This is a genomic window from Verrucomicrobiota bacterium, from assembly GCA_027622555.1.
Lineage (GTDB): Bacteria > Verrucomicrobiota > Verrucomicrobiia > Opitutales > UBA2995 > UBA2995.
Genome location: JAQBYJ010000025.1, coordinates 1 through 13,949, shown reverse-complemented (window position 1 = coordinate 13,949; position 13,949 = coordinate 1). Strand labels below are relative to the sequence as shown.

Annotated in this window: 11 protein-coding genes; 6 read left to right on the top strand and 5 right to left on the bottom strand. The window is 52.0% G+C overall.

The window, feature by feature from the left end; translation table 11 throughout:
* The first annotated feature begins 22 nt into the window (after positions 1–22).
* The 6 genes from O3C43_08705 (at position 23) to O3C43_08680 (ending at position 6,168) form a co-directional block, all read left to right on the top strand.
* Positions 23–1,066 carry a methionine synthase gene (locus O3C43_08705; protein ID MDA1066567.1) on the top strand — a complete coding sequence of 348 codons (1,044 nt, stop codon included), beginning with the start codon at positions 23–25 and terminating at the stop codon, positions 1,064–1,066.
* Complete coding sequence (locus O3C43_08700) at positions 1,066–1,914, top strand: MBL fold metallo-hydrolase (protein MDA1066566.1); 849 nt, start codon at positions 1,066–1,068, stop codon at positions 1,912–1,914. The genes O3C43_08705 and O3C43_08700 overlap by 1 nt, the downstream gene beginning before the upstream one ends.
* Positions 1,915–1,950: 36 nt before the next feature.
* Positions 1,951–2,769 (top strand): SIS domain-containing protein, encoded by an 819-nt coding sequence (locus O3C43_08695; GenBank protein MDA1066565.1) that lies wholly within the window; start codon positions 1,951–1,953, stop codon positions 2,767–2,769.
* Positions 2,770–2,965: 196 nt separating this feature from the next.
* Positions 2,966–4,039 (top strand): Gfo/Idh/MocA family oxidoreductase, encoded by a 1,074-nt coding sequence (locus O3C43_08690; protein ID MDA1066564.1) that lies wholly within the window; start codon positions 2,966–2,968, stop codon positions 4,037–4,039.
* An 84-nt stretch (positions 4,040–4,123) separates the two neighbouring features.
* Positions 4,124–5,257: a Gfo/Idh/MocA family oxidoreductase gene (locus tag O3C43_08685; protein ID MDA1066563.1), complete on the top strand. Its 1,134-nt coding sequence runs from the start codon at positions 4,124–4,126 to the stop codon at positions 5,255–5,257.
* Positions 5,258–5,385: 128 nt separating this feature from the next.
* Positions 5,386–6,168 carry an SDR family oxidoreductase gene (locus O3C43_08680; protein ID MDA1066562.1) on the top strand — a complete coding sequence of 261 codons (783 nt, stop codon included), beginning with the start codon at positions 5,386–5,388 and terminating at the stop codon, positions 6,166–6,168.
* On the opposite strand, the gene O3C43_08675 is transcribed toward O3C43_08680, so the two are convergent.
* From O3C43_08675 to O3C43_08655, 5 genes are all read right to left on the bottom strand, one after another.
* Positions 6,165–7,025: a sulfatase-like hydrolase/transferase gene (locus tag O3C43_08675; GenBank protein ID MDA1066561.1), complete on the bottom strand. Its 861-nt coding sequence runs from the start codon at positions 7,023–7,025 to the stop codon at positions 6,165–6,167. The genes O3C43_08680 and O3C43_08675 overlap by 4 nt on opposite strands.
* Complete coding sequence (locus tag O3C43_08670; GenBank protein ID MDA1066560.1) at positions 7,018–8,412, bottom strand: hypothetical protein; 1,395 nt, start codon at positions 8,410–8,412, stop codon at positions 7,018–7,020. The genes O3C43_08675 and O3C43_08670 overlap by 8 nt, the downstream gene beginning before the upstream one ends.
* A gap of 20 nt (positions 8,413–8,432) precedes the next feature.
* Positions 8,433–10,520 (bottom strand): sulfatase-like hydrolase/transferase, encoded by a 2,088-nt coding sequence (locus tag O3C43_08665; protein ID MDA1066559.1) that lies wholly within the window; start codon positions 10,518–10,520, stop codon positions 8,433–8,435.
* The gene (locus O3C43_08660) at positions 10,520–11,833 is read right to left on the bottom strand and encodes a mandelate racemase/muconate lactonizing enzyme family protein (GenBank protein ID MDA1066558.1); all 1,314 of its coding nucleotides are present in this window, start codon (positions 11,831–11,833) and stop codon (positions 10,520–10,522) included. The genes O3C43_08665 and O3C43_08660 overlap by 1 nt, the downstream gene beginning before the upstream one ends.
* Before the next feature lie 90 nt (positions 11,834–11,923).
* The gene (locus O3C43_08655) at positions 11,924–13,687 is read right to left on the bottom strand and encodes a sulfatase (GenBank protein MDA1066557.1); all 1,764 of its coding nucleotides are present in this window, start codon (positions 13,685–13,687) and stop codon (positions 11,924–11,926) included.
* Between the last annotated feature and the right edge of the window lie 262 nt (positions 13,688–13,949).

The window sequence follows — 13,949 nt, the reverse complement described above, 5'->3', positions numbered from 1 at the left end:
GTTTGAAATCATTAACCCACCTATGGAAAGTACACCTTTAAGAACGTCGGTCATCGGCAGCTACCCGTTCCCCGGATGGCTCGAATTCGCTAGTCAGAATCTCACGCAGTTTGGCGAAAACGACATCAAAGAGATGCAAGAGGACGCGGTTATCGCTGCGATCCATGATCAAACCACTGCTGGACTGGATGTAATCACCGATGGCGAGCAAACGCGCTTCGACTTCAATCTGTCCTTTTACGGATACATAAACGGGATCGAACTCGAAAGCGCGTCACCGAGGATCTACGGACCTCCCGCTCATGACCAGCGTGGTAAACACGCCATCTCCGGGGAGCTCTCCGCTCCCAACGGACTGGGTGCAGTTGAAGAATTTGAACGCCTAAAACGACTGGCTCCGGAAGGTCAAGCACTCAAGGCGAGTATCCCAGGTCCATTCACCATGAGTGGTCGTCTGCTCCCCAACGATCAGTATCCACATCGTTACGCTATTACCGAGGCGCTTTTACCCATTGTGCAAAAAGAGATTGAAGATCTTGTCGCCGCAGGATGTAAAGAAATCTGCGTCGATGAGCCTTCAATGAGCTGCTATGCTTACAAAGCGGATCCAGAAGTATTCGTAGATCTCTTCAACCGCACCGTGGAACCCGCCGTTGGGAAAACCCGCATTTGCTCTCATTTGTGTTTTGGAAACTATAAAGCAAGAGGTGTAGGCAAACGCACACCGCGCGCAATGTTTCCTGCGTTTCTCGATATGCATGTCGATGAGATGCACATCGAAACCTGCACCACCAATTTCGTCTATCTCGATCTCATCGAAGCCATCAGCAAGAAAATGGATGCGGCCGTGGGTATCATCGATGTGAAGAGTTATTACATCGAAACACCCGAAGACGTTGCCGCGATTATCAAACGCTGCCTGGAATTTGCTCCCGCCGACCGACTCGTATTCGCTCCCGATTGCGGTCTGTCTCAAACCGCCCGCTGGGCGGCCAAACAAAAACTGCAGAATATGGTAGCTGGAGCAAAGATCGTCCGTAAGGAGCTCGGCCTACCGAACGCTTGATGAAAGAGGCTTTTCAAAAGGACGACGCGCTACTCGCAGATATAGCGGCAGCGCGTGATGATGAATCCCACGCACTCCACACCTGGTGGCTCGGTCAAAGTGGATTTCTTGTCATGTGCAATGGAAGGACCGTGCTATTCGATCCTTACCTGTCCGATTCGCTAACGCGCAAATATGCTGAGACGGACAAACCACATAACCGAATCACCGAACTTGTCATTGACCCCATTCGCCTGGAAGGAATCGACGTTATCACTTCCAGTCACAATCACACAGACCATCTCGACCAGGAAACGCTCCTCGCATTATTTGAAGCAAATCCTAAAACACAATTTATCATTCCCGAAGCGAACCGTGAATTCGTCGCAACGCGGATGGCCTGCGATCCCGATTGGCCGATGGGACTCAACGATGGAGTATCGATCGAGCTTGAAGGAATCGCATTCCATGGACTTGCATCAGCACACGACGAATTAAAAACAAACGACAAAGGCGAACACCACTTTATGGGTTTCGTAATCGAGCTCGGCCCCTGGACCATCTACCACAGTGGTGATACACGCCTCTACGACGGCCTGACCCATCGCCTGAATCGATTCTCAATCGATTTAGCATTTCTCCCCATCAATGGCTACAAACCTGAACGCCGCGTCGCCGGAAATTTAAATACCGAAGAAGCTGCCCAGCTCGCCTCCGATTGCAACATAGGCACAGCCATCCCCCACCACTACGACATGTTCGAATTCAACACCGCCGACCCCATTGATTTCGGAACGGCCTGCGCAAAACAAAACGTCAACTGCCACATCCTCCGCAATGGAGAAAAAGCTACATTCTCAAAATCCTGACACCTGAACACTGACACCTTTTTTATCCTTTCATCCATGACACCTACACAACAATACCTCAAAAAATCTCGCGGACTCATTGATGCCGTGGCAGCACAGGAAAACGCCATCAATCAGGCTGCCGACTGGTTCGCCGAAACCATATTGGCAGGCCGCATGGTTCACTTATTTGGATCCGGTCACAGCCGAATAATGACGGAAGAAATGTGGCCGCGCTATGGTTCATTTCCCGGCTTTAATCCGATTGTCGAACTCTCGCTCACGTTTCACAACCTGGTAGTCGGTGCCAACGGTCAGAGACAAGCTATGTATCTGGAAAACGTCTCCGGATTAGCTGAGCAGATTCTAAGAAACTTCGATCTAAGTGACCAGGACAGTGCCCTGGTCGTTTCATCGAGCGGTTGCAATCGTGTTCCCATCGAGATAGCAGAACAATTTCAAAAAGCAGGTGTAAAAGTGGTTGCACTCATCAGTAAGCTTCACTCGGAAGCATCGACGACCAAGGACGATCGCGGAAAAAAACTCTCCGATTTCGCCGAGCTGGTTTTGGACTCAGGTGCACCCGTTGGCGATGCCATGGTTTATGTCGAGGGATTGGATACACCGGTCTCCCCCGGTTCCACCATCGGAGGCTGCCTTCTGGTGAACTCTATTAAGGCTGAAGTGGCCCAGAGATTAACCGCTGCAGGGCACCCTCCCAAAGTACTTACCGCAGGAGCAATTGTCGGTGCCGAAAAAGCGAACGAATTATTTCAATCCGCCTACGATGAGCATGGACGCCGTATCGCGAAGTATTACGCCAACCTGGGCAAACCTTCCATTCAACCGCCTTCAAGAGCCAAAGTAATTGAATGAATACACGAAGTTTCATTCCTAAAAAACATAACATGCTTGAAACCTCGATTGTCTTAAAAAGGCTAAGATCGACAAGCGCGACTAGCTGCGTTTCAGCCAGTAACTCCTTCGGTCACATAGACAACTATGCTCCCTCTGTGAGTTCCAGTCTGTGGCCTTGCTATTCATCACTTCTCAATCTTTTGAACAAGAAGGCATGAGCAAGATCTGGAAAATAGCCGGCATCAATTTCGATCACTTTCACATGGGCGATCTGCTCAGGCAGGCGTTTGATCATCCTCATGCAGAGATCGTGGGCATCTGTGATGAGGATCCATCACGTATGCAGGCTGCAGTAGAAAATTTTCCCATTCCTTCTGATCGAGTGTTCACAGATGTGGATGCCTGTATGCGCTCCACCGATCCGGATCTGGTTGTCATTTGCGCTTCCACCGCCCGCCACGCTGATTACGTTGAAAAAATCGCACCCTACGGAAAACATCTCTTTGTCGAAAAACCCTTTGCCGACAACTTGAAGAATGCCGACCGCATGCTCGCTGCTATTCAGGAAGGACAGCAATTGATAATCAATTGGCCTTTGCGTTGGTACTCATCGCACGCCACGGCATTTCGGCTCGTCAGCGAAGGGAAGATTGGAACCGTCCGCGAAGTTCACTTTTACGACGGGAACCGAGGCCCACTCGCCCACGGGGCAGACAAGGTGACATTGGATGTCACCGCCGAAAGGAAAGCAGAAAGCTGGTTCTATAAAAAAAGCGAAGGCGGAGGATCACTCCTTGATTACCTGGGTTATGGCACGACCCTGGCAGCTTGGTATAATGGCGGACAAGTCCCCGAAGAAGTCACAACGATCACCGGTGGCGACCCAGCGTTGGAAGTAGACGAACACAGCATCACGATTTGCCGCTATGCCGACGGAACACTTTCAAAATTCGAAACCAAGTGGGGTACCTTTACCGATCCGTGGACGCATCAACCCCAGCCGAAGTGCGGCTTCAACATAGTAGGTTCCGAAGGCACCATTGCTTCCTACGATTTGGAACCTACCATCCGTTTACAAACTCGTGAAAACCCTGAAGGTAAAACCATTCCCTCGGACGATCTTCAACATCCCTTCCATGCCCCGATTCCCTACGTGATCCACTGCCTGGAAAACAAGCTACCCATCGATGGCCCGCTCAGCGCTGAGACCTCCAGAATTGGTCAACTCGTGGTCGATGCTGCCGCCAGAAGTGCTGAAACCAAATCAACAGTATCTATTAAACTGTAGGAGCGGCTTTACGCCGCGATCCATATGTGCAATCTCAAAGCAATCGCGGCGTAAAGCCGCTCCTTCAAAACATCACTCTCAAGCATGTCCGACGACACCAATTACACCCTCACCTCCGACAGTAAGGTAAAACAAATCCCAGCTCCAGAACTGGACTACCGACCACGCCTGCCCAAAACCTTTCGCCCCAAGATCGGGCTCATTGGTTGTGGCGGAATTACCTCTCACCATTTGACCGCTTACAAGGAAGACGACCTGGAGGTCGTAGCTCTCTGCGACTTGAATATTCAGGCAGCAGAAGACCGGAAAAAAGAATTTTATCCTGAGGCAACCTGCTATACCGATTACAATGATCTGCTGTCGGACGTTAGAATAGACGTAGTCGATATCGCCCTACATCCGGGTCCCAGAGCTGCAGCCGTCGAAGCCGCCCTCCATGCGGGAAAACACGTACTCAGCCAAAAGCCCTTCGCGCTCGACATCGATGTCGCCGCCAAGCTCGCAGACCTAGCCGATGAAAAAGGCCTGAAGCTAGCCGTCAACCAGAACGGTCGCTGGGCTCCTTATGTGCGCTACATACAGCAGGCAATTAACAAAGGCCTTATAGGAGAAGTTCACTCCGCAAATATTTTTCTGAACTGGGACCATACCTGGATCAAAGGGACTCCATTCGAAACCATCCATCACATCATCCTTTACGATTTTGCTGTTCACTGGATTGATATGGCCGTCAATTTCTTCAAAGGCCAATCAGCCGAACTGGCAACCGGAAGTCTGCGCAAAGCAAGCGAGCAAACCATAGATCCACCCATGATGGGCGGTGCCGTTCTTCAGTTTGCCAATGGATTCGCCACCCTTGGATTTGATGGACACAGCAAACACCGAAATCTGGAACGTTTTACCATAACGGGTTCCAAAGGAACTATCAACGCCTCCGGCACAGTCTGCAAAATCGATGAAGTAAAACTCGAAAATGAGGAAGGTGTTGCCACCGCCAAGCTTGAAGGCGAATGGTTCAACGACGGATTTCGTGGAACGATGGGCGAGTTGCTTTGCGCGATAGACGAAGGCCGCCAACCATTCAACTCAGCGAGGAATAACTTGGACACACTCGCAGCCGTTTTTGCGGTCATCGGGTCCGCAGATTCAGGACAAACCGTAAAGGTCGGTAGTCATCGGCAGCTGGATGATCGATGTCAGCCTAAAACGAATAGTTAAACTCCGGCGGCATAGCCAGCCTACGCTAGAAGCTTCGGCAAGGTGCGACTGGAAGCTATCCACCCTTCCCTTTAAGACCTGCAAGCTTCTGACTTGCCTGATGCACTTCCTCGTCCACCATCGTGACCATCGAATTAATCGGAAAAGTCATCGTCATCATTGGCGGCACCACTGGCATAGGCGGTAGTGCTGCTAAAGCCTGCGTAAAAGCCGGAGCCAAAGTGGTCGTGGTCGGACGCTCGGAAGAAAGCTGCAAATCCATCGCAACAGAACTCGGCGAAAATGGGATCACATTGGCCGCCGACGCCACCGCTCCTGATACCGCAGATAAAGCCATCGACTTGGCACTGGAGAGTTTTGGTGGCTTCCATGGTCTTTACCACGTCGCCGGAGGAAGCGGCCGGAAATTTGGCGATGGACCTCTCCATGAGATCACCGACGAGGGTTGGGAAAAAACCCTGAACTGGAACCTGACTTCTCTCTTTCAATCCAACCGCGCCGCGGCACGTCGTTTTCTCGAACTGGGTACCGGAGGATCTGTACTAAACCTGGGTTCGGTACTCGGCTACTCCCCTTCCTCAAAATATTTTGCCAGTCACGCTTACGCGGCATCGAAGGCAGCAATCATTGGTTTCACCAAATCAGTAGCAGCTTACTACGCTGACAAAAACATTCGTTTCAACGTGCTTGCCCCTGCGCTGGTTGAAACACCCATGGCACAACGCGCTGCTGAGGATGATACCATTCAGAAATTTATTGCCACCAAACAACCGCTCGATGGAGGACGCATCGGTCGACCCTCTGACCTGGATCAAGCCGCCATCTATTTCCTAAGCGACAGCTCCAGATTCACCACCGGCCAGATACTTTCAGTCGATGGCGGCTGGAGTGTGAGCGAAGGTCAGTATTAATTTCTAGGTAATCTGGGAACACCGAACTCCAGCTCGGCACATATTGAAACCGGCAAACATTTCATCCATTGTTTGTTCAATTTTTCTATTACCGGTTTTTTAGGGAACGAAATCTCACTGCACCTTCCTTTCCCGAGTTTGAGCATCCTCACGAAAGCCCCAGCGATTCTCGATGAATTCATAAAGGCTCTTGTGGAAGCCTCCCTCGTAATGGGGCGTGTCCAAGGTTTGCATCCATCGTTCCAAAGGTAGTTTACGTCTGTCGCCGGGAAGCTCTTCCCGTTTACAGCGAAATTGGACCAGTACTGATTCCCTGTTCCCTGCGCATATTCATCGTAGCCAAACGCCTGGGACCGATGGTTGCTAACGACCGATTCTGGCACGTCCGCCATGCTCTTGTAGCCGTTCTCGGCGAGCCATTTTGTGGTCTCCCGGTTGGGCTCAAGATGCCACTTGCCCACATGCCCGGTTGTATAGCCGAAGTCTTTCAAACGAGAAGCAATGGATTTCTGCGAAGCGGGCAGCGGGCCCTCTCCGTTGGCATCAATGCCAAAACGCTGTTGATATCGCCCCGTGACGATGCCCGCCCTCGACGGCACGCATTGCGGAGCCGTGCAGTAAGCCTGGGTCATCAATACACCGTTGGTCGAAAGCCGGTGCACATTAGGCATGTCTACCTCCTTTCGCAAATCCGTCGCCTGCAAATCATTGTGACCATGGTCATCGGTTACAATGAAGATGATGTTGGGCTGAGCCGCTTCTAAACACGTGGCCGCCAGAAACAGCATGAGTATATAATAGACACCATATTTCTTCATATCGATAACTCCGTTCTGCAAATTGGAATTGCTAATCATTTGCGGGTACAAGTTCGAATTTTTGAAGGGTCATAGAATGGCCCGCTGAGCCTCGTTTGCTCGGAAGCAGAATAAATTGCCGAATAGCGCCTTCGTATCCTGGTTTCCCTTTCAGCTCAATGGTATAAGTTCTCAATTTACCGTCGGGAACGATTTTGAAAGCGATGGATTTTGGCGATTCGGCTTCCGGATCAAAAGGCATCCATTGGAGGTATGCGCGTTGCTCATCTGTTTTGAAGGCGGCGGTGATAGAGATCGCGGGATAGTCATCGGCATTCCAGCAACCCAGAGGACTGATTAATCGCGGCTGGTCCTGATCGAGTTTTACCTGGAGTCCGGCGCGGACAGGCCACCCGGAGTCTGAGGCGTTCTCATAAGTCCAGTGTTGGCGGTCTGAAGAAAAGTCGAAGCGCTTTACCGGACCGGAGGAATTACCGTAAACATAGTCACGAATCTCTTCGATGGTCCCCGCGATCAATTGATAGCTGTACTCATACTGAATGTTGTGATCGAGAATGTCGTCGTGCAACGGGGCAATGTATCCTGTGGGCCCATCCTTGGGACCTCCCATACCCGGCTTGCCATGGAATCCTCCCAGAAACTTGCTCGAACCGTAATTCCAGACTCCCAAGCCATGTCCCTCTTCATCGACCAGCGCAGCCCAGTTTTCTGTAGCCTGAAAGCGGGACCAGGGAAACTCGCCCGGCTTTTTATCTTTGATGGGGATCTCTGTCAGCTCATCTCCGGAAAACGGTTGCGGACCTTGGTAGGTGATTAATCGATACCAGGGCCCGTTAGTGTAGACGGCCGGCAGCTCCTGGGAGCGAGCCCGATATTGGGCCGTATCACTGCGATGGTTGTTGAGGCGCGATCTGACTTTGGCCGTGGCGCCTTCCAACTGAATCCAGGTTTCGAAGGTACACTCCCCAGGCTGGTTATCCAGAGGCCAATGCATGGGAATGCACTTCACATACAGCGTTTCACCATCGTTGGTGAAATCAATCACCTGGGAACGGTTCTCAAAGACGTCACCGGATTGAATCGGATTCCAGCCCAATCCTTTCCAACGTTCCAAAGGTTTCTTACCATTGGGTTCAAAGGGCCTGGGATAAGAGTAAAAGGACATCTGTATCTGCCTTCCCCAGTCATGACTGTTGACCATGTTGATGCCCCTTTCTTGGTCGGCGAAATAGGTGATGGCTCCGCCGATGGAAAGGTCTATCCCAATTCGAACAACACCGTTGTCGAGGTATTCGACGCGGCTGTTCTCTGCAGTCGTCGGGTCATCGCGATTACCTGTTTCAGCCGAGAGCATTGGAATACACAATCCAAGTATCGGTGCCCCCATCCACCTTACCGGTACGTTAAGTATTTTACGGATTGTCATAGGTTCGGATCGGAGTAACTTCATCGCACACTGACTCGGGGCTTGGTGGAGTCTGAGTAAGGCAGATAATCAAAGCTATCCGTTAGTCTTGGATCGTTGGTAGCGAGCATCACTGCATCGACCTGCTGTCTCAGTTCTTTCAATACGGCTGCCCTGGATGGCTCTTCAGCCAGATTGTGTAGTTGGTCGGGATCGGTTTTTAAATCGTAGAGCTCTTCCACTGGCCGTTTGCCGAGGGTGAGTTCGAAGTGATCATCAAGATGGGTGAACATATAGGCCTTGGTGAGGCTTGCATCCAGGTCGGTCGTGGTAACGGCTGTTTGAGTATGCAGCTCGTCGTAGGTGGGCTTCTGGGCTGTATTCCAGTTATAGGGATCTCCCATAGGCCAACGTTCGGGCTTAAAGTTTTTGATATACAGGTAGTCTTTATTCCGAACCGCTCGCATAGGGTAAGGTAAGTTACCGGCTCGCGCACTGTGATAGTGGCGCTCCCGGCCTACGAAAACATGGTCTCGTTGGGGATCAATCCAGCCACTTTGCTTGCTCTTGATTTGTTCGAGAAAACTGCGCCCGGTCATACTTTCCGAAACTTCTGCCTCAGCAAGTTCAAGTAGTGTAGGTCCTAGATCCATCAGATTGACAAAGTCGTCTACGGTTCGGCCAGGCTGTATGTGTCCTGGCCATCTCATGAGCAACGGTGCCTGGATTGCCAGATCGTAACAGTTGGTTTTACCTCGCGGAACTCCAGGAATACCATGATCGCCCGAGAGATCTTTGGTTTCACCAAGGTCGTTCTTGAGGTTGTATAGCTCAAATCGATCGGCTCCGTTGTCACCATCCGCATGGAAGCGGATGAGTTTCCAGTCGCCTTCCCGGTGATAAGTGGACGGGATGTTGCCCGATTTCGGATAATAGTGGGGAACGAAACAGGTGAGATCGGAACGGGGATTGTCCGTTCCTTTTAGTGCCGGTACTTGGCTAACTCCGTCAAAGCGCAGTTCCGCCGGTTTTGGAAGGGAGAGCATTTCCAGGATGGTGGGATACCAGTCGGTACTAGTAAGAAAGGCATCCGTTTCGCTGCCGGATTGAAGGTGTCCCGGCCAGATGACCGCGCAGGGCACCCTCGTACCTCCGTCGTAGATGGTCGCCTTGCCGCCGCGAAGAGGGGCATTGCTGGTAGGAGGAACTCCATCGATGAGACTGAACAGGATACCGCCATTGTCAGAGAAGAAAATGATAATGGTGTTTTCGCTGAGTTGGAGACGGTCCAAAGCATCGAGCAAGGTGCCGACCGCGTCATCCAGGCTTTCAACCATGGCAGCATAGAGGGGCACTCGCTGTGGGTTGTTCGGATCGGCCTTGGCCGCGTACTTATCGATGAGCGATGGTTTTGCGTCGAAAGGCGTGTGTACCGAAAAGGCCCAATAGTTTAAAAAGAAGGCCTCGTCGCGGTGTGCTTCGAGGAAGGCGACGGCTTCTTTCGCCATGCGGTCTTCGATATGCTCGTCGGGAGTGGCCGGATCAAAATCCAGTTCATTGGGAAACTTCCAGGGGGCAACATAGGAACCGGCTGGACCGGGACCGGGCCAGTGAGGCACATCGATATCGAACCCCTGTTCGAGCGGTGAATAGGGTTCTTTGCCCAGATGCCATTTACCAAAATGGCCCGTCACGTAGCCCGACTGCCGCAAGGTCTCTGCCAGGGTAACATAGTCGGTGTTGAGCCGGGTAACGGACTGCGGAGTCAGCGCTTTGCGGTCGGGTCGGGCACGAGTAGGTAGCGAGGCTTTGAGAACAACTTGCTCCACATGGCCGGCGGCTGAGGTAAATCCTATCCGTCCCGGTTCTTGTCCCGTCATGATACTGGCGCGGGTCGGGGAACAGAGCGGGTGTGCCGTATAGGCGTTGCTAAAAAGCATACCCCTGTTGGCCAGACGCTCTATATTAGGCGTTTCGTAGAAGCTGGTATTTCCGTAGAGAGTGGTATCACTCCAGCCCAAATCATCGGCCAAAATGAACACCACGTTCATCTTTTCGCTAGCTTCGGAGCATAACGGCCATAAAACCGCTAAGCAAATCACCTTCCAACCATTGGATGAAAGAGTCATTACCTGGAGCTCCCTTTTTCTGATCGCACCCGGTAGTGGTCGAGCGCTGCTTCATCGACTTCAAGCCCCAGCCCCGGACCCTGCGGGATAGACATCAATCCATCCTCGACGCGGAATACGTCTTTGTTTTTCAGGAGCCGCTTCCCGGGAGCGAGGGTCTCCTCGGGCAGCATGCCCGGCGAAGTCATCACCAACTCTTGCCAATTCGTGGTGGGTGAAAAGGCCGCCACCTGGAGGAAGCCGGCCAGTGGAAGACCATGGATACCGTGGGGCACCATCCTGACTGGTTTGTCAAACGCCCGGACCATATCGGAAATCTGCTTACACACCAAAATACCTCCGGCTAAAATCACATCCGGTTGCAGAATGTCGAAGGCGTCATGGGCCAAGTACTGGGCAAACAAACGCGTATCGTTGTCCCCTTCCCCACCGGTAATGCGTAGTCCAACTTCCTGGCGCAATTTGGCCGAACGGGAAATCGATTGGAAGGATGGAGATTGCTCCAGCGGAAGTAGATCGCGAAAAGACGAGGTGTAGTTTTCCCTCTCAAAAGGCTCTTCAATCCAATAGGCCCCATGCTCCTCCATGCCGCGAGCCACCTTCAGGGCTTCATCGTAAGACCATACCCAGGGCGCCCGCTGCCCGGTGCGATCGAACATAATCGGGAAGTCGGGCCCGACCGCGCGCCGGATCTCCTTCAAGGCTTCCACGTCGTCCATGATCTGGGGCCGCCAGCAACGGATCTTTACGCCTTTGAATCCCCGGTCCTGGAAAAATTTGATATCCTCGGCCTGCCGCTCGTATGACACATCCGACTGGTCATCCTTGCCCGGCCAGACGATGGTCAGGTAAACCCGGATCTTGTCCCTGACCGCTCCGCCCAGCAAACGATGAACCGGCATATCCAGAGCTTTGCCTTGCACATCCCAGACGGCGTGTTCCCAACTACCGACCTGGCAAAGTCCCCCGGCAAGAAATTGATCCACCGCAAACGGATCTTTTCCAAACAGAATCTCCCGAACCCTTGGCAAGTCCTCAAGCGGATGACCGCGCCCGAAACTGTAGCCGGTTATGCCTGAGTTGGTGGAAATTTTATAGACAAAATGCCGCCGGACTTCTCCGCGCCGAATCTCTTCACCTTCGTCCCGCACATCGACCACAAACTGTTCCGCGTTGGTGATAATCAGATCCGACTTTTTGCCGGATCGAATACGATCCTGCTCATCGGCCAATACGGATAATTCCGAAGCCACCAGACAACCCATCCCGGACAAAGCTCCGAGCTTAATAATCTGGCGTCTGGAATAATTCATAGGGCTGGCAAATGGGGGTATAAACTTTATCGAGAATGGGTCATTTATGGCAATGTATCACCGAAACTAAAAAGAATCTAAGAAATTCCCTTACTTATGCAGGTTGTTCACGCTGTGTCTGGGCTTAGGCTTAATCTTGTATGAGTCACCCAACAGCAAAGCACGGTAATCGACAAAGGGATAGGAACGCCCATCTGAAGCCGGATTGTAACCCGGGTTCAAGGTCGGCAGATACTTATCCGCGACATTCTCGCCAAGCCATTCATTGAGTTCGGAAAACAAGGCGCGCGTCAGTTCGGGTTTTGCACCGGCCAGATTTTGTGTTTCGGAAATATCCTCATCGATATTGTACAACCAAAGCCGGCCCGACCAATCGTAGATGAGTTTATGCGGGCCCTTCCGAATGGCCGAGTGCGGGGCGAGTGGCATGCCGTCCACCGGGTTGTGCACAATCACGTTGAACGGGTAATGCCAGAAGAAAGTGTCGCGGTCATAAGATGTTTGTTCTCCGGTGGGATTCTCAATTAAACCCACCAGACTTTGCCCATCGATGGCGGGACCCAGGGAAGGTTTTTGGTACGGCTTCACGTCCACACCGGCCATTTCCAGGATGGTAGGAAAAATGTCATTGCAATCGACTGCCCGATCCACCCACTGGCCACCTTTGATCTTTCCTTTCCAGTAGAAAAAGAGCGGCACACGGATACCGCCTTCAAAAAGCATGGCTTTGCCGCCTTTGAGCGGAGCATTCCAGGTGGCCCTGGAATCATCGGCCCTTGTTTGTTGATTCATGGGCCATGAAACGCCGCCGTTGTCGCTCATGAAAACAATCAGAGTGTTTTCCAACTGGTCCGTTTCTTTGAGAACGTCCACCAGGGAACCCACCGACTCGTCCAAACTTTTAACCATGCCCGCATAGGTCGCATTGGTGTGATTATTCCAACCTTTGGTGGGTTTTGACTCAAAGTAATCAACATCTTCCTTTTTTGCCTGGATCGGACCATGCAAAGCCAACTGGCAGAAATAGAGAAAGAAGGGTTGACCGCCACGCGTCTTAACGTGCGACCGGATGAAGGCAGAGGCTTGCGCCGAGAGATCATCTGTTAGATATTTCTCGCCGGTTTCCTTGCCAGACTTTCCATTATAGAGCTTGTCTTGGGGCATGCGGGGATGAACCGGTTTATGATTGTCCCAAATTTTACGCCAATCGAAATAGACTGATCCTCCCGCATCAATATAGGCAATTTCCTCAAAGCCCTGGTCGTGGGGTTCATAGCCCTTGGAGCCATGCCCTCCGAGGTGCCACTTCCCGATGAAGGCGGAGCGGTAGCCATCCTGATTGAGTGCCTCGGCCAAGGTGATTGCATCGCGTCCCAGATCATTTGCCTGGCCGGAAGGCAGAGCCTGCAAGGAAGAGCCATTCCAAAGCGCCTGTTGCTCCCGGATGGAATCCCCCCAGTAGATGGCATCTTGTGCCAGGTATCCGGGAGGGGGAGCTATTCCCTGGTTGTAAAAGGTCCGCACACTGCCCGGCGTCGCGGTGGTGAAGCCGATCTTCCCGGCATAGCGGCCTGTTAAAATACTGGAACGCGTGGGCGAACACAACGGGCAGGCGTAGGCTTGCTGAAAAGCGGTGCCTTCGCCGACCAGTTTATCCAGATTGGGTGTTTCGTATAACTGTTGATGGGTGGGTGTGCCTGTTATTCGCTCGGCAAACGCACCCAGGTCCGTATACCCGGTGTCATCAGCAAGTATCAATAGGATGTTTGGCTTTTTTGCGGCAGATAATCCGCCAAGCAAAGCCAGGGAGGCATACGTCACCCATGAGTATATTTTTAACAGATCCTTTGTCATAAAATGGGGAGTGTTGTCGGACCATGGTCATGTCCGGGAGAAAACGACGAGTTCCAAACCAGCCCGGCACCACCATGACCATACAAAACACAAGCCTTAGAACCTAAATGTGTTGGTCAGGAGGAAAGTCCGTGGATCCTGGTAACTCCAACGAACAACCTTCCCCGTCCTGGGTCCATCAGTCTGGAATGGCAGGAGATCGGTTTCATCGAGCAAGTTTCGGATATTCATCTGGACACTCCAATCTACCTTTCCATCAAAG